This window comes from Sphingobacterium sp. MYb388, from assembly GCF_037479535.1.
GTDB classification, from domain to species: Bacteria; Bacteroidota; Bacteroidia; order Sphingobacteriales; family Sphingobacteriaceae; genus Sphingobacterium; species Sphingobacterium anhuiense.
This window is the reverse complement of sequence record NZ_JBBGYV010000001.1, coordinates 1,322,390-1,340,323: the sequence shown is the minus strand read 5'-3', so window position 1 is coordinate 1,340,323 and position 17,934 is coordinate 1,322,390. Positions and strand designations below refer to the sequence as shown.

11 protein-coding genes are annotated in these 17,934 nt (G+C 31.0%); 4 read left to right on the top strand and 7 right to left on the bottom strand.

What is annotated here, in order from left to right; genetic code table 11:
- Positions 1-18: 18 nt before the first annotated feature.
- Both WH188_RS05810 and WH188_RS05805 read left to right on the top strand, forming a co-directional pair.
- Positions 19-1,185: a PDDEXK-like family protein gene (locus WH188_RS05810; protein ID WP_339423500.1), complete on the top strand. Its 1,167-nt coding sequence runs from the start codon at positions 19-21 to the stop codon at positions 1,183-1,185.
- 114 nt (positions 1,186-1,299) lie between these two features.
- Entirely contained in the window at positions 1,300-5,529 is a 4,230-nt protein-coding gene (locus WH188_RS05805; RefSeq protein WP_339423499.1) for an NACHT domain-containing protein, read from the top strand.
- Between the two features lie 21 nt (positions 5,530-5,550).
- Here the strand turns inward: WH188_RS05805 and WH188_RS05800 are convergent, their stop codons facing one another.
- The 7 genes from WH188_RS05800 to WH188_RS05770 all read right to left on the bottom strand — a co-directional run bounded on the left by WH188_RS05800 (position 5,551) and on the right by WH188_RS05770 (position 15,255).
- Positions 5,551-6,324: a hypothetical protein gene (locus WH188_RS05800; RefSeq protein WP_339423498.1), complete on the bottom strand. Its 774-nt coding sequence runs from the start codon at positions 6,322-6,324 to the stop codon at positions 5,551-5,553.
- A 543-nt stretch (positions 6,325-6,867) separates the two neighbouring features.
- On the bottom strand, positions 6,868-7,737 hold the full coding sequence (locus WH188_RS05795) for an LPO_1073/Vpar_1526 family protein (protein WP_339423497.1): 870 nt from the start codon (positions 7,735-7,737) through the stop codon (positions 6,868-6,870).
- Between the two features lie 84 nt (positions 7,738-7,821).
- The gene (locus WH188_RS05790) at positions 7,822-8,013 is read right to left on the bottom strand and encodes a hypothetical protein (RefSeq protein WP_339423496.1); all 192 of its coding nucleotides are present in this window, start codon (positions 8,011-8,013) and stop codon (positions 7,822-7,824) included.
- 42 nt (positions 8,014-8,055) lie between these two features.
- Positions 8,056-10,947 carry an RNA-directed DNA polymerase gene (locus WH188_RS05785; protein WP_339423495.1) on the bottom strand — a complete coding sequence of 964 codons (2,892 nt, stop codon included), beginning with the start codon at positions 10,945-10,947 and terminating at the stop codon, positions 8,056-8,058.
- 99 nt (positions 10,948-11,046) lie between these two features.
- Positions 11,047-12,804, bottom strand: coding sequence for an ATP-binding protein (locus WH188_RS05780; RefSeq protein WP_339423494.1), 1,758 nt, complete (start codon positions 12,802-12,804; stop codon positions 11,047-11,049).
- A gap of 2 nt (positions 12,805-12,806) precedes the next feature.
- Positions 12,807-14,015, bottom strand: a complete 1,209-nt coding sequence (locus tag WH188_RS05775) for an SIR2 family protein (protein ID WP_339423493.1) — start codon at positions 14,013-14,015, stop codon at positions 12,807-12,809.
- A 196-nt stretch (positions 14,016-14,211) separates the two neighbouring features.
- Positions 14,212-15,255, bottom strand: coding sequence for a heavy metal-binding domain-containing protein (locus WH188_RS05770; RefSeq protein WP_339423492.1), 1,044 nt, complete (start codon positions 15,253-15,255; stop codon positions 14,212-14,214).
- 420 nt (positions 15,256-15,675) lie between these two features.
- Here WH188_RS05770 and WH188_RS05765 point away from each other — a divergent pair, with 420 nt between their 5' ends.
- A complete protein-coding gene (locus WH188_RS05765) occupies positions 15,676-16,587 on the top strand; it encodes a hypothetical protein (RefSeq protein WP_339423491.1) in 912 nt (303 codons plus the stop codon).
- A 274-nt stretch (positions 16,588-16,861) separates the two neighbouring features.
- Positions 16,862-17,659 carry a hypothetical protein gene (locus WH188_RS05760; RefSeq protein WP_339423490.1) on the top strand — a complete coding sequence of 266 codons (798 nt, stop codon included), beginning with the start codon at positions 16,862-16,864 and terminating at the stop codon, positions 17,657-17,659.
- Positions 17,660-17,934: the final 275 nt, after the last annotated feature.

Genomic DNA, 17,934 nt, shown 5'->3' with positions numbered 1-17,934 from the left:
AAAATGGATTTAAATTTAATGGAAAAACTAAAAGAACATTTTGAGAATCAACTTAAAGAGCAAGAAGCAAAGAAATTCAATATTTTCTCAGCATTGCATGATGGGCATGATGAAACCAGATTACATTCTCGATTTATTGCATTCTTATTGACTGCAACTGAGCAGCATGGATTTAATAATCGTTTTTTCAAGCTTTTTATTAAGGAGGTTTTAAATATTGAATTAAGTGCTGAGTCCTATCGAATAAAAAGAGAGTTTCATAACATTGATATCATTATTTACAATGACAAAGATGCCATTATTATAGAGAATAAAATTTATGCTGGTGATAGCAACCATTCTGATGAACTGAATAACGTCTCTAAATCTAAAAATATTGATGGATACAAAGGGCAATTGGAACGGTACTACAACACCATTTCGACTGGTGACAATAAAGTGGGTAAAATAGACTTCAAAAGAGATGTAATTCAAGTTGTTTATCTAACCTTAAATGGACATAGCCCGAATCCAGAAAGCCTTGGTAATGTACCACTTAAAAAACTAAAGTTAATAGAATACAATAAAGACATAAAACATTGGCTAACGCTATGTGCTAAGGAAGCTGAGCTGGAGAGTCCTTTTTTATCGCAATCTATACTACAATATAGAGACTTGGTAACAAAGCTAACCAGCGATGTAAGCATCGCAAAAGATAATCAAAGGGTGATTTCTGATCAAATCGATGAGGCTTGGAATCTTGAAGTTGGAGAACAGTATTTCACTAAAAAAGCTGTTAAAATATTCAACCATGTGAAATGGCATACTATTGCAGATTTTTTTAATGAATTAAAAGATGCTTTATCTATAATAAAAGTATATCAAATAACTGCGACACCGGAAGTAAAGGATATAACTAAGGTAGCGCATAACAAAGGTAATTCGACCACAAAGCTGGGTATAGGATTCATCTTGAATTGTGTAGATCTACAGGTTGTAAATGACTCCAAAGGATTTACATTATGTGACTTAACAAATCAAAAATGGGGTCCAATCGCAAAAGAGATTGGTAATATAAAATTTAATGACTTTTCTAAAAAAGAAACATTCTATGTCATCAACGCAGAAAAGCGTAAGGAAGAAATTTCGACTTTAGTTAATGCAATCGAGAAATGTTACAAGGAATTGCCTTATTTGCTTCCATAAAATTAGTGTACTCCGAAGGTCCTGCAAATTGAACTGCCACTGGAGACTATTTTGTATATTTTATACCATTAAGAGCAGACTATCCCTACTTTGATAAATTAATAATATAATAAAGTGACACATTTACAACCATTCCAAATATTACCACCATTTAAAGACGATAGTACTTTTGAAGAATTCATTGCGGACTATTTCAACGAAATAGAACAAACTCAAAGCTATGCAAGATATGGAAGAAATGGTCAAAATCAATCTGGGATGGATGTCGTATCGTATGAAAAAACTACAGCTATTCAATGTAAACTTAGGTCAATAGGTAATTCTTCAAATACTTCAATTAGAAAAGATTTGATTAAAGAATTGCATAAAGATTTTGAATCTTTCTATAGATATAAAAATGAAAAAGACCTTTCATTCAATAAGTTTATACTTGCATCATCATTTTTGTCTGACACAGGTATTGATGATGAATGCTTCAGCTTAAGTAAGGAGTACAATATCGATGTCCAATATTGGAGTTGGGAAAAATTAATGTCGTCAATTCCAGAAAATGTTATACAGAAATACTTTGGCTCTTTATTAAAAAACGCACAAAAGTATTTTCAATGGAATGATTCACAAATTAACTCAGTTGATTTTGACATCAAAGAACTGGATAGGATCAAATTTATTGGATCAATAAACTACACACCGCATCATATTGATAGAACATTCAGAAAAGCACAGCATTTTGAGGAATTCTATTGGAATAAAGAGATCTATACTTTTAATGAAGATTCGTTACTTTCTGAATCAGAATATGGAATAATGGTTTTGGGGAATCCTGGCTCTGGTAAAACTACAGAACTGAAAAGAATTGCACTAGATGGATGGGAGAATCGTAACGAGAGGAATAAAGTTCCCTTTTATACTTCACTAAAGAATTTCAACTCAAGTTCTACTATCATCAATCTCTTGCCGATAGAATACAAACGTATCCCCTATCTGATAATTGTCTTGGATGGATTGGACGAAGTATATGATATTGTTGATTTTAGTAATAAATTAAGAAGCTTTATTGACGAATTAAGTACAAATAACACGAATAATAACACCATTAAATTTGTTATTAGCTGCAGGACTAGTATTTACAACAAAATTGTAAAGGATTTAACTGGCTTTAATACCGTTTATCTGAACCCTGTTATAGATGGTCAGGCAATTAGCTTTTTAGCCAATAAATATAATATAGATTTTGTAAAGAGACATAGGGATTTTAATTTTTTGAAATACCATGATCTGCTAGAAAGTCCCTTCTATCTTGAATTGATAGGAAATAACTATCTAAAGCATGAAAAGCTCGAAATATCTCGATCTAAACTAATTGCTCAATACATTGAAAATCGTTTGATCGAGGATGAAAGTGATAAGTTTAGAAATCATATCTATAGTAGCGGTGAATACCTCATCTCCGCGAAAACTCTTGCTTTTGCTATGGAAATCATGCAAATGTCAGCTTTTGAAGATTCAAAAGCACGTGCATTTATAAAGGATACAAATATCTTAACCAAGAATCCTTTCATAGAGCAATCTATAGATAAAAAATGGAGCTTCGAACTGAAGAATATACAAGAGTATTTTGTTGCGGATATTTTATCTAAAATGGAATTTGGCGAACTATTGACACTTATAAAAATTGACGGTCACCTTAATAAAATTCATCCTTCTTGGCACAACGTGGTTACACTACTATTAAATATAGAATTTGAGAATCAATCAACCTACGATGAATTGGTATCCTGGTTGATTGAAAACGATATAGAAATGATATTTCAAGGTGATGCGGAGTTAGTATCTGATACGATTCGAAACACTAGCCTTCAACGCTATTTTGAGATACATTGTATTGAAAAAACACTATGGATTTCTAATCGGGAGACTGTCGGAAAATTTGGCGATACCCAAGTCAATATCGATTATTTGTTTGATAAAGCATTAGACACGAATGTGAATATACGTGCGCGTTTAACTGCGATATCACTACTAAACAACATGTCTTTGGCTACTGTGTCAAATACGAATAACATAGCGGCTTTGTTAACTCAAATTATGAGTGAATTTCAAAGTTACAATGAAGATTTTCTCCATTTAATGGATGAGACACTCTCGTTGGTTCATAGAGCTGAAAAAGTAAAAAAGAATGCTTTATTAAAAAACACGACCAAATTTGTAGCGAAGTATGACTACAAAGAATTCGTCCATACAGTGGTATCTCAGATAGATGCGAATAATTTTTCTGAGCATCAAGATTTCATAATGGATATTTTGAAAAAATGTATAAATGAAAAACCATGGACATATTCATCGAAATATGCGTCTGTTGTTTCAACAAAAGAACAAATCTTCAATATTTTCACCTCTATAAAAGATACAAATAACCTGTTAACAATATTTGATTTTATCAGTAAATGGTTAAGAAATGACAAGCTAAGGGAAAAATATATAGAACAGTTTATTACACATTGTGGTGCCACTATAAAACTCACCGAAACAAATGCAAGAGAAAGATTAATTGATATTATCCTAGATGTGATTACAACTGATAAGATATACCATATGGAAGAGCATCTAATATCTGATTTAACAAAAAAATGTCTAATTAATGAGGAAATTTTCAAGACGCTTCTTTCAGTAGAAACGGAGAAAAACAGCAATCTCTATTTTATAGCATTAATAATGCATGAGGATTGGTTTAATCATATAGTAGACTATTACAATAATGGTACGCTAAAAGATAGTTTTATAATAAGAATGCGCAGCAGACTCTCCTATCCGAACGTGTCAAGTGCTGTAAAATTTGAAGAATATATTGAATCCAATAGCTCATTTAAATTTAATGATCGCATCGAAGATTCAAACAAACTTGCAATTGAGAAATATGAATTTCAAAATAACAGTGCACAACGAGAATTTGACGTAAAATTTGATGTTGCTCTAATAAGGGTGCAAATGGAAAATATCTTTAACTATTATGAGCTTGAGGAATTATGTTATGCAGATATTGATAAGTTTTGGAAAAAGTATTATGATGACTTCGAACTTCAAAAAAGTATCAGCCAGTATGCGAAAATATTTCTTTCAAAATTTTTACGTCAAGGTTATTCTAATGGATTAAAATTAACCATAAATGAGCTTGACAAAATAATAGTTGAGCATGATCTTTCGCGTATAGAGAGTATATTTCAAGCACTTCCGAAGAATGAAGAAACAGGAATTCAAGTGTCGGATGTGCAACAACAGCTGCTTAAAGAATGGGTATTCTCCAATAAACACGTAGTGGATCGTTTTCTAAAAGACCCATCAATTGACCTAAGCACAACAGAAAACAAAACAATATACTTATTCTTAGAATTACTTCGTTATTTTAAATTTACGGGATTTTCCGAAGATTTCTTGATTGCTTTAATTGATTTCAGCAGCTATAGCCGTTCTTTTGACTTCAACTTTATTGCGGATTTTATAGGTCGTGAGAAAGTTAAGGAAAAGGTACTAATTAAACTCAGCACTGACGAGACGCCGCAGACTAAAATACAACTGCTGGAATATCTACACGCTCAAGAAATTCCATTTGATAAAGGCTTATATGGAATTAAAGAAGATGTGAAGAATGCTATTTTAGCAAAGAATTATGATTATGCTAAGCAGCTATTAAAGCTCTTCTATTTGAATGACAGTTCATTTTTGAAAGAATTAGCATATCTCTATTTGGATAAATATGAGGATTATTATTTACTCCCATTTATATTAAATGAGTTGTTAACTCTTCGAGAACATGATTTTGTCAAGAATTTTCTGACAAGAAATCACGAGCTTTTGATTAAAAGAAATCTATTGGAAGAAGCTCAAATCATTAAATATCTCGTTAAAAGTAACGGAGAATTAGCTTTTGAATTATTAAAAAACATTGTATTCAACACGAAGTCGGATGGTGGAGATACATATTACAATGATGACTATGGTAGTTTTACGAATCCAGATGCAATAGAAGATTTAATTGCAATCGCAAAATACTCCTTATCATTAACTGATTATGATGCTGTATTCAATGGATATTTTAAACCGCACACTATGGTAACACGAGCTCTTGTCAGTATAGGTCAAAAATCGAACTTAATAACATGTGAGCACATACTACATGAAATTAAAAATATTATCCCTGTGTCTGATGAAAAACAAAATAACAGATTCCATCACGAAAATTTGCTCAATGAAATACACAGTGTGATTTATAAACATCAGTCAAAGCCCTTTACCATCCAACAAGCGATAGAGTTCAATGAAAGTAATATGTATTTGTTCTATTAAAGGAGATAATACTAATTGCACCTACTGTTTTTCAAAAAATGCTATAATGTTATCGATTGTCTTAGCGCCATTCTGAAGGCTTACTTTAATATTTTCATCACCCCATGCAGTAACATTTGTTTGTGTATTTTCTCGATCAATATCCCTAAGATAAGTTTTGTAAAGCTGCTTCGTATTTGAAAAAAACTGTCGGAATTGCTGGTAAATATTTTCATTCAAGATATCCATTAAAATGATTCTCTGAGTACTATCAAACCTTTCATTCTCGACGATTTTTCTGTAAATATTAAGCATATTATCAAATTTCCCTATAAATCCATTAAACTCTTCGAGATCACAAACAACGAAATTAAAATTCCCAACTAAAAACTGTGTGACACAGTCATTTTTATGAATACTCAAGTGCTTTAAGTGATCTTTAATGTTATTTGAAAACAAACTTGATTTAGTAATTCCATCTACTGTCCATATTTTAATCGAATACTCCAACTGCTTGTAGATAATATCCAAAGCTCGATTAAATTCAACATCTTTTTTACTTTCAACTATTTCCCCCTTTTGCGTTTCAATCTGTTCTCTTAATAAATGGTAATTAAAAAATACACCAAGTACTGTCAATATGGTCAAAACTAACCCAACAAAAGCTATGGCTGCCATTACACTGTCATACTCATTATCTTTTATATACCATTTCAATAGACCATAAATAGCCCCTAGAATTATTAAAAAGCAAAATATCACCCATAAAGCAAATGCCGTGTTAATTTTAAAACTTATAGTTTGGTTATATTTCATAAAGTCAAATAGTTATATTTTAGTTAGTCAAATATAATTGAATATTCCGGAGAATGTACACCAACCATTCCGAGCGAAAGTGCACCAGTTTTAAATACCAATAATTCGAGCTTTGTGCCACTGGATTTATAAAAAAAGTGAATCAAAATACCTATTATTAAGAAAAAATCACAAACAGTACAACTCAATTTTGGAAATAAACGAAGGTGTCTCACGTGAAAGAATGCTATTGTACTTACTCAGATGAATCTTTAGACAGGAATCTATCTACTTGTTGTAAAAAGCCAAATTATGTCTCGCATCAAAACTCCTCAATTGAGAGCTAATTTCAGTGTGCGTATCGTCATGAAGCTGATGTCTCAAAATGAATCAAAAAAATATTAGATCGCATTTGTCTTTTGAATAATTGAATTTAACAACTTTTATCTTATTATTCCACTGACACAGTTCAAGTTACAACCTCTACTTTAATTAAGAACATAATATTAATTAAACATCCAATCAATATCTATTTAGCAGTTCTAGCTCTCAAAATAAAAATTTCTAATAAATAAATCTTTCATGCTCAGCTTTATAATAGTTTTGCACATTATTAAAAAAAGTAATAGCAATAGATTTACCAACTGGAGTGATCTTAATATTAGCGCCAGCCTTATTTTTGAACAGCTCCAAATATGAATATAAAGAGGGGCATTCATTTCTTAAATGCTGTTCAAATGTATCTTTAGAAATAGTAGAAAAAATATCGTACTTATTACGAATATCTTCAAAAGTAAGATCCTCCATAATTATTTCTGAATACCTTATCAAGCCATAAAATTCCAACACTTGTATATCAGTCAAATTTATTTCTTTGACTAACTCCAAATCTCTTAAAAGAAGTCTCTTACCAGCATCCAATGAAGGAGCCTGAGTGTCTCTATTAAAACAGAAATGCTTAATCCCAAATAAAAATGTCAAAAACTGTATATGCTTTTTATTTAGATTTGGAACAACTTTAATCGCTTCAGAGATCATCATCGAAACTATTTCAGTAGTATCAACTTCCAATCTTTCTGATAGGAGTTCAGCTAATATATCAAGATTTCCTTTAGAACCTTTTCGCGCAGCACTTTTTATAGCATTATTAAGATCAGCCTGAATATCAGGATCGCTCAGCTTTTCTATATCAACTTTATCAATTTTCTCCTTTAATTTTTCTTCAAACTCCGTGTAAAAATCTTGAACAAACCCCTCCGCCTTCTTTAAAGCATCTTCTTGAAGTTTCGGGAAGTTTTTATCAAATAATAACTCAACAATATCTTTAACCTCTTTATATTCTAAGCCATATTTATGTATTACAATATCTTTACCCGCTTGATAATTTAGAGAATTTTCTCCTGACTCTTGGTTTAAATTATCGACTAAACTCATACTTTATTAAGTAAAAAATACAACAAAACTATTTTATAAACCCTGTTAAACTAATAAAAAATCATATTTTTAATTGAATTGACACTATTTTTTCTCATTTATATTAATATCTCCCCCTGCCTGATATCCTTTCGAGTTATTTGCGTTTTTCTGTTTCTGCATAACCGACCCCTTGCTTTTACTACTTATAAAAAAACTTATGATTGCAACAACAATAACACCAATACTTCCTGAAAGCATTTGATGATCTTTTATAAAATTTATAATTTCTTCCATAATTTAAAATTCATATATTATTTTTAGTCAATGTGATTATATTTATTTTGTTAACTTACGAGCATAAGATATTTCAAATCCTGTTGGCACTGGTTTAAACTTACTTCCCACTTTTGTTGGTGAAATATGATAATTTTGAAACTCTCGAAGGGCTTGAGTTTCAAGTTTAGCAATGACAAAATAATCTACTTCACCACCTCTTACTCTAGCAACATCTCTTTCATAATCTTCTTTGTATGGACCTCTTAATCTCGTGTCACCATAACACAAGTTATTAACTTGCACGATAAAAGTATGTAAGTCATTAGAAGTTGCTTCTACCAATGAATTATAATAGACAAGATCTTGATTCCATTCTAATAAAAATAGAGCGTCTACTTCCCCCCTTAATTTCGTCCTATAATCTATATTTAGAAACTCATTACAAATTAGCGATGAAAACGAAAAACCACTATATCGAATAATATACTTATCAGGATTAGTACATATCAACCTTAAACCTTCAATCCTCTCTAAATCCGCCATTTCATGAATCGCACCAATGGCTTTTTCTTGAATTAATTGGAGATGATATATCGTTCTACCTTCTTTTACGGGTAATAGATAGACCATTCTATTAATAGCAGTCTTATTCGTCCTATCATATTTATAATCAATTCCACCAATAAAAATAATTGAACTTTGTCTAATCATCCGATGTATTTGAGATACTGAAAATTCAGATAAACACAATTCAGGGAAAACTACAATATCTGATTTGGTTTTACTTTTTAAGATTTCATTCATTAAATTATATAATCTATTCCATCGGGTCCCGTCTGGTTCAGGTAATTTTCTAACACTTTTTAACCAACTATCATAATTCAACAAATAGCTTGACAAAGCTACCTTTGGATTATCTTTATTAATGTTCAAAATATTAATTTCATGCCCATTGTTAATAGATTTAATATCAGGATATACTACTACTCTATCATATAATTTACATAAGCATTCAAAAAAGGGTTTATGAATAACAAAGTTTTCAACAGCTTGTGATATTCCGAATATGGATAATGGTCTCGTGTAAAAAAAGAAACCAAAATTACTTACTTTCTCATTTGCTTTGGTTAAAAGAAAATCTTTACTTTTAATAATTTGAGCAAATTTAAAATCTAAAGCACTCTTTAAATGTGAATAATCACCACATTCATATTTGGAGCTTTCTGTTTTACTTTCATTTAAAAATCGCTCGAGCAAAAAACCATAGTTAGTAAATATAGAATTCAGAGGGAGAAAATGTAAATCTGATAAAAAATATGATAAACTTTCACCAGCGAATCCCTTAGAAACATAATCTTTAAAAAAATTTGTACCAGTTAGTTTCGCTTCGCTTATAATTTGATTTATATAATCTGCCATTTTTATAGCCTGTTGTGATACACCATCATTATCTTCGTCAGATTTTAAAGTTTTTAACTCTGTACAAGTCCAAATCAGGGAATTCTCTACACTTTTAAGTAAATATTCATTTTTCGAAAAAACCAACAATCTCAAAAATCGTGGTAAATATTGAATATAATCACTTATAGTAAAGGGATCAATAATGATTGAGTTAACAATTTCAGTCAATTTTTTAATAGCTTCTTTCCAGAAATTATAAGGATGATCAACGGCATATGATTCCACTGTACTAATATAATGTGCAAACTTTAATCTCCTCACACTAATACCATCGGATTTACGTAAACTATTTGTTGGTTCTGTTGAGTTCGTAGAGGCTGTTAAAATCTCTTCGGACAATCTTTCAAGAGCTTCTCCATTTTCAGGTACAAATCTCCATTCACTACTGTTTTTGTTTAGCTCTTCTTCAATGTCCTTTACAAGATTTTTCCCATACTTACTATCCAAATAAAAAAACTTTTCTTTATCAATATTGAAATTAAAATCTGACTTTCCTGCATTTTTTAGATTTAAGCCTACATTAGCACAGTCACCACTAATTTCTAAATCTAGACGACTTTTCAAATGCTCCCAAAAAATATTTCTACTATTAATTTTTGGATTACTTTTGATTACTAAGAATAAATCATCAACGTATCTCCCGTAATAGACAGGTGATAGTTCATCATGAATTTTATCATCAAACTCTTTTAAGATGAGATTTGCCAAAACTTTTGAAAGAGGTAAACCAATTGGAAGTCCAACATGCTCTAAATAATATGTACTTTTACTTTTATTTGAAAGCTCAGAATATACGTTTTGACTCCATCTATCTATTAAAAAAAACACCTTATCTGAAATGTCCTGCATATCGGAAGTGAACTCAATATCAGACGATAAATTCTTATAGAATTCATGGTCGTTTATTACTTTGTAATCGACATTATGATAAAAAGCTTTAATATCAGCTGTAACTGCTATAACGCCTTTACCATTCTTAAATTCATTCTTAATAGACTCTATTCCACTAACTTGCCAATTTTTGTAATCGTGTAAATAATTTGTAAATAATTTGGTTCCCAGATTATTATCGTCTTGTTTTTGTAACCGTGTACCATAACATGAAGATGACAATCTTATTTCATATTGTTTAGCAACTTTATTAATCCAAATTATGGAAACAAGGTGAGTTTCAATTGAAAGATCAGAGATAATCCTAAAGTTTACATTTTTAATATTATTTTTCACAGAATTCCAGCGTTGCTTTACATCAGTAAAAACTAAACCTCCATTAGCTGCATCATAATTTTTAATGATAGTAAAATATGTATCCTTTTTGCCCCATTCTGGGGAAGTGCTAGAATTCAAATAATCTAATACTGTGGCAATATTATTTTCAAAATCACTTTCAAAATCCACTATTTTTGTAGCACAAATTTGAAGATTTTCATGATATAGAAAACTCTTCAATTGTTTATATGCACTTATTATATCTTCTCTAAGAATGTTCATTAATTCAAATTTTATTATTCCTTATTAAAAAAGGTCCTATTATTTATAATATCTCAAACTCTTTGATAAACCTTCATTACTCTGCAGAAATCACTAATACTATACTTGCCTCTGTTTAATTTTAAACTTAGGTGTGTTAAATCTAGGTGTTATTTCAGGAAGGTCAACCATAACAGATATTGGCATTGGAAAGTCTACTCCCATTATAATTGCCTCTCCTGAACCCAACGAAGGTAAGAATGCTAAGGTTTCTTTATTTGCTGTAGAACAGGAACTAGCAATTGCTTCCTTATCTTGGTAGTTGATTAGTCTATGGGTAATAAATGTTCCCATTTGGCTTAGAGTACCAACTGGAATATCTCGAGGCATTTGTGTAGAAAGACATAAAAACAAACCATACTTGCGACTTTCCTTTGCTATATTATCAAAAGCATTCAATTCTGTACTTTCAAAATATTCATCCTTGATTTTTTTATTTAAAAATTGATGAGCTTCATCAACAAATAATATTAGAGGATCATCTCTAAATACATTCGTTCGTGCTTTATTTAATAAATATCTGCCCAATGAATTGGCTAATATCTCTCTTACTTGAAAATTATATGGAACATTTTCAAATCCAATTCTTAGAATGTTGATACTTGGATCTTTTAAGAAATTTTCAATTTGATTTATAAGATTTGAAGTTGTAGGGTTATTAAATCCAAACATTCCAGAATAATCAGCGTCTGAAATTACATTATTGATCCTCATAATTAAACTGGTAGCATTTCCATAATTTCTCTCATCTCTAGTTCCTGACCATCGATCATTAAAGATTTGAAAACATTCATTTCCAATTTGTCGATGTAATAAAGAAATATCGAAATTATTAAAAGCAAAATCTTCTACAATATTTTTATATATATAATAAGCATTATTATAAGCTGCTGTAAAATTCCCTTGTTTAACAACCAATCCATTACTAACAACAGTATGTTGTCCTTTAAAATTAAAAACATCATTTACTCCATCTTTAGTATGTCCATTATTTGGAATATTTGTCAATAAGCATTTTGCTACCTTTAATGATTTTATAGCTTCTAATAAAATTGGTTGTTGTACTTGACCTGAGGGCCGAAATAGTACGAAAAGATCATTAAGAGATAAATTTTGATAGGGGAAATAACTTTCGGAAATCAATACTGAATGAGCTACATTCCTATGTGTATCGAATGTAGAATACTCTCCCGTTGGATCTAAAATTATAGCTTTGGCTCCTGTTTCTATAACCCCTTCAATAAATTTACTTATTGTATAGCTTTTCCCACCTCCAGTAGTACCAACAACTGCACAATGTCTACTAAATAAAGCTTGTAAAGAAATATCTACAGGAACATTTTTATCATAGATCAAATTTCCCATTCGGAAAGTCGGTGAATCTATTATATTCTCTGGTTTTATTCCAAACGTTTTAAAATGTGTAGCGAGAAACTCTCCTGAACATATAAAAACTTTAGATCCAATAAGAGGTAAACTATTAATACCTTTCTCTATTTTACTTGGTTCAAATAAGTCAAAAGATAAAAGTACCTCTATCCTTCCAACAGGATGAAAGGCTTTAGTTGAGAAAGTTCTTTCACTCAATTCTAAACGTTCTTTCTCGGGTAGTGAAATTTCTAACATTTTACCGAGAAATCCCTTTTCTTCTCCTTCAATAACAATATAATTACCAACCAAACCTCCTCTCATCGTTTCTGCATGATGAACAAATGTTTTCATCAATACGGATGAAGGAAAGTGCACTTTTATAAAAGCGGGAGAAACAAAGTTAACATACCCTAAAAAGTGACTATGATTAAATGGACTGATACTCATGTCTAAATATTAGGTATGTTTATTACTATTTTTCTATTATCATCTTGATTGTAAGCTTTCAAATCCGGATAATGCTTGGAGAAGTCCTCAAAAGTTTCAGAAACTATAGAAATATTTGAATATTTAGATGCAGCTTCTATAAATGGTTTGAGATTTTCATTTGTTTCATCAATTCCGCGGTTTATTATCATCAATTGAAAGCTTGGATTTTGTTCAAGAGCTTCAATAATAGCCGTTACAATATGCTTATCTCCGTAACTAAAACCAACAGTTATTAGAAAAACATTTTCTTTTCTTAAATATGTTTGAAATCTTGACATCATTTCAAAGTAAGGCTGTTCATATGAACTTTCATACTTTGACTGATGGGGATATATCATTAAAGGACTTTCTGTTTGATCTTTCTGTACAATTCTCTTTTCTTGTTTCTCCCAATTAACAGAGCCATGCAATTTATATAAATGAAATACCTTTTGGATAAAATTGTCCTCCTCTTTCACACGGCTTTGATTTCTAGAAACAATATCATAGTCAAAATTACGTCCACTAAATATCCTTGGTTGAGAGAATGAAAAACCATCAATAATAACGAAATTACTTTCACATGCTGCCTGTTCAAACATCATGTCATAGTTTAAAGTGAATAGTTTAAATCTGGGAAGAGTGACTTTACGTTTTGTTATTTTATTCAGTAAAACAGTATGAGGAGAATTCTCTGGCAAACTCAACTGGCAAGCATCTTTAATATATGCTTTTATCCTATTTACGCAAGCTTCAATATCAATATCGTCTTTTGATATGTAAGGAATGGCTGGAGTTGCCATAGATAAAACCTTCTCCAAGTTTTTTATAATAGTACCATCTCCCCAACGCTCATCATATCCTATTTTAGAAATTAATTTTCCAAAAACTTCAGGTTTAAGTAATTGGTCTACATCATCCCATAAATTGACCATCGATTTGCCTATTTTATCACCTACACCCCATCCTATTGATGAACCTGCACCTGTTAATAACAATAGATTTTCAAATTGATTATTTAATGTCTGTGAATATTTTTTTCTTTTCGTAGCAATAGCATATTCAAGTCGATTTTCTGTACTCTCCCCGAAATCATGTTCTTTTCCATCGATATAGACTTTAATATCTTTAGGATTACTATCATCAAAAGATACAGTACTTGAATTATTAAGTAATAGTAGTTGTTCCATAAAGGTTAATCAATTGGTTATTTAATTCAGACTAATAAATAAATCTTACATTACTTCTTTTGGCAAATCAGTAATTAATGTACTGCATGCAGAAGACGTGTGGCTATTAGATTAATATTTTATTCTCAAAATCAACCACAATATACCGTGAAAATTAAAGATTAAAAAATAAAAAGTAAAATAGTTGTTTTCACCATTAAATCCCTTCAATAACCGCTAATCTCCGGTTAATCAGTTTCTGCACAGCCTCAGGTTTTAATCCCTCAGCACCGAAGCCTCGTTTATCTTTGGTACAAGAACTACATGCTGTAGCATCCAGCTTGTTGCTATTGCCACATAAGCATTCCCATACCTCTTTGCCCGATGAAAACATTCCTTTTGATTCTTTAACTGTAACTACTTCTTGAAATAGCTGTACCAAGCCCTCTCCTTTCAATGTCTGTAGATAGGCAATATCTTGAGCTGAATACCAGTCTTTGTCTAAGGTAAGCACCTTCAATGCTGCCTTTTTTGCCAATAAAGATCCTGCTAAAAGTTTCTCCAGTTGATCGTAATCGATAAGGTTGGAACTGCTGATAGCTTTGCTAATGATCTTAAACTGCGCTCCGGTTAAATCATCCGACAGTAACTGTCCATAGAGTATGGCTATAGCTTGATCTTTGTCCAGGAAATCAAAATAACGGAAGAGCGTGGCTTGACGGTCTTTGAATACTTGATCCTCCCCTGTTTCATTCATCGCTTTAAATAGCAAGGGTACAAATTCGGTCAATCGCGATGTGGCTATAAATTCGGCTGTAGCATTGTCCATGGTATAGATACCGGTATAGCGTTCTATGATCAAGCTTGCTTTGACTTTGTTCTTAATAACAGAGCCATCGATATCTCCACCCACCGCTTCTGCTTGTATATGTTTAATTTCATTGAGCAATACAGGTGTACCGATAGCGGTGATCATAAACATTTGAGTTCCTTTGCCCGAGAGCTCATCAATATTGACGCTGAAGCCTACAACGGCATCTGCCCGGTAACTTCGTGCATTTTGCTTTAAAGACTCGACTACGCTCTTATATAGCTCCTGTAGTTTGTTTTCATAATTGCGGGAGCGCCCACCGAAGAAATCTACGAAGCTAGCTCCTATTTCACTCAGAGCATTGGCTCCAATAACAGCTGTTGCTGAAATGGGATCAAAATAACGCAAGATTTCTCTCCCCTCGATGGTATTGGTACTGGTAACGATCATGGTGTATGATGAATACTATTTTAAAAACCCGAAAATAAAGGATCGGTTTGATTAAAAAATACGGGAAGCCGTAAGGATGGTATAAAACGTATAAAGCCATTCTTGACAGAATGGCTTTATGCGTTTTACCGATATGATTTATATGATTTATTTCAGCTTTTCAATCTCTTCAATGGTAAGACCGGTAACTCTTTCAATTTGTTCTAAAGGTAAACCCATCGCTTCAATTGTTGCTTTTTTAGCTTCTTTTCAAACAAAAATTTTATATTATGTGAGTATTATATTAGTTTTTAGACAGATTGATCATTTTTTTATATATTAGTTTTACCAATACATGAATAAGTGACAAGGGTAATGAAAAGTTCTGTTTCACCAACATTGTTCTTGGCATTAATTTAAAACGGATCACAACAATAGACAATGTTTAATATTTTTAAAAAGAGAACCATTCTTCCTGAAGATTATTCAAACCTTATAGACGAAAAATCTTATGAAATCTTTCTGAAGAAATGTCTTTTAACACTTAAGGATCTAGGTTATAAAGTTGTAAGTTTTAACAATGGTGACATTGTATATGAAAAAGAAAACAGCATAGAAGCACATTTCTATTTAGACAACCTTCTAAGGAAATACATACAAGTAAATAATGAGGAACAAGATATTGTAATACAAACGCACTTCAGTAAATTAAAAGACCAATCAAAAGCATACACCTATCTTTACAAGGATTTTGATTATGCAAAGCAATTTCTTAAAATATTACTGAAAACAGACGATATTTTACCCAACAATGAAGATTTCGTTTATCAAAAAAGCTATCCCAATTTATTGACATTTTTGGTCTTTGACTTTGAAGATCAATTTCATTATGTAGAAAAAAGTAAAGTATATCTTTGGGAAGTAGATGAAATCCAATTATTTGAAATTGCAAAAAATAACTTAAGAAAAGAAGAAATAGAAATTAAACAATACACATATGAAGATAAATACGATGTCTTTGTATTACTTAATGGCGATTTTTCAAGTTCATATACATTATTAATTGAACAAGATTTAGACTTCACTATTGGACAATTTGGAACTTTGATTGCTTTACCAACAAAAGGAACTGCATTTCTATATCCCATTTCAGAAGCTGATATCTTAGACGTTATCGTAACAATCTATCCGACAGTTGAACAATGTTTTGATGAAGACCCAGGTAATATAACTCTTGATTTCTTTTGGTATTTTAATGGAAACTATGAATGTTTCATAAAAGAAAAAAATGATGACGGGACAATGAGTATTAGTACACCAAAAAAACTAGCGAAATTATTGAATAATAATTAAGTTAAAATGCATTGACCAAAAATTGATCATTGGAATATAGATACAGATATAAATCTTCAGAGGATCGATTTATAGCACATTCAGCAATAGTAAATGGTGCAGATAATTACACTCATAAAAAACGGATAATGCTAGTATTCAAGACAACGTATCATTCACTGCTTTTACAGAAAATCATATTACAGCTATTGATGATACAAATCTTTATTCCTACGATATTGTGTATTACACAATATAACTTTTAATATATGACTAACCGAAAATACTATATAGAATGAAAATATTTTTGTTTTTACTACTTACCATTACATTTCTAAGTAGTAACTTTTGTATTGCTCAATCTTATAGACTAAAAGAATTGACTATTAGCGGATTAAATAATTGTCACTCAGATTATTTTGAAAAAAATCAAGATTTAGATAGTTTAATTATTAACTACGACAAAAATGAACCTATAGAACTTTTTTTTAAATATGAAAATAAGAAAGCCGGACAAAATAGAAAATCCTACTTCTATTTAAAATTTCCAGGTGATTTATTCCTTTTAAAAAGGGACTATCCCAATTTAAAAATACCAGATTATCCAATATATGACTTAAAAATAATTGATAAAAGATATGATGAAAAAAATGAATTTATAAACTACACAATAACTGCAATACTGACAAAAGATAGTCTAAAATACATGCTTACAGAATGGTTGCATAAAGGAACTGAAGTTCAAATGGAACTTTCCAGTGTCCCTTATGAAGGATTCAATGCTAGTTACAAAAAAGGTAACGCTGTACTAGAAGAAAATTTAAATAGGGATATTCCTAGCATTAAAAATATAAATCAAGAAACTCATTATCTTTTTAAAGGTATAGTTGATGAGAAAGGATATATGAATAATATCCAAATGTTAATGGGTAATGATCCGGTAGGCAACCAAATACTTCGTTCACTACAGCAGTCTGGACCTGTATGGCAACCAAGGATGCTAGGAGGTCGAATTGTGAAAAGCTATATTGAAATTTTTGCACAAGTCCAAAATGGCGCTTTAAAAGTATTTACCTGTGGTTATAATCGATAATCTCAACGTAGGGAGTTGTAAAGATCGAATAATGTAAACTGGCTTCCAGCTACTATAGATCGTGGACCTATAGAATCAAAAATTAGGATATATGCACTACTTAATAAATGGGATCAAAATAACGCAGGACTTCTCTCCCCTCGATGGTATTGGTACTGGTAACGATCATGGTGTATGATAAATACTGTTTTAAAAGCCCGAAAATAAAGCATCGGTTTGATTAAAAAATACGGGAAGCCGTAAGGAGGGTATTAAACGCATAAAGCCATTCTTGA

Bases quoted from the DNA above. Each gene is read 5' to 3' on its own strand.
- WH188_RS05810 (WP_339423500.1), top strand. From the start codon at position 19: ATGGAAAAACTAAAAGAACATTTTGAGAATCAACTTAAAGAGCAAGAA.
- WH188_RS05800 (WP_339423498.1), bottom strand. From the start codon at position 6,324: ATGAAATATAACCAAACTATAAGTTTTAAAATTAACACGGCATTTGCT.
- WH188_RS05795 (WP_339423497.1), bottom strand. From the start codon at position 7,737: ATGAGTTTAGTCGATAATTTAAACCAAGAGTCAGGAGAAAATTCTCTA.
- WH188_RS05790 (WP_339423496.1), bottom strand. From the start codon at position 8,013: ATGGAAGAAATTATAAATTTTATAAAAGATCATCAAATGCTTTCAGGA.
- WH188_RS05785 (WP_339423495.1), bottom strand. From the start codon at position 10,947: ATGAACATTCTTAGAGAAGATATAATAAGTGCATATAAACAATTGAAG.
- WH188_RS05780 (WP_339423494.1), bottom strand. From the start codon at position 12,804: ATGAGTATCAGTCCATTTAATCATAGTCACTTTTTAGGGTATGTTAAC.
- WH188_RS05775 (WP_339423493.1), bottom strand. From the start codon at position 14,015: ATGGAACAACTACTATTACTTAATAATTCAAGTACTGTATCTTTTGAT.
- WH188_RS05770 (WP_339423492.1), bottom strand. From the start codon at position 15,255: ATGATCGTTACCAGTACCAATACCATCGAGGGGAGAGAAATCTTGCGT.
- WH188_RS05765 (WP_339423491.1), top strand. From the start codon at position 15,676: ATGTTTAATATTTTTAAAAAGAGAACCATTCTTCCTGAAGATTATTCA.
- WH188_RS05760 (WP_339423490.1), top strand. From the start codon at position 16,862: ATGAAAATATTTTTGTTTTTACTACTTACCATTACATTTCTAAGTAGT.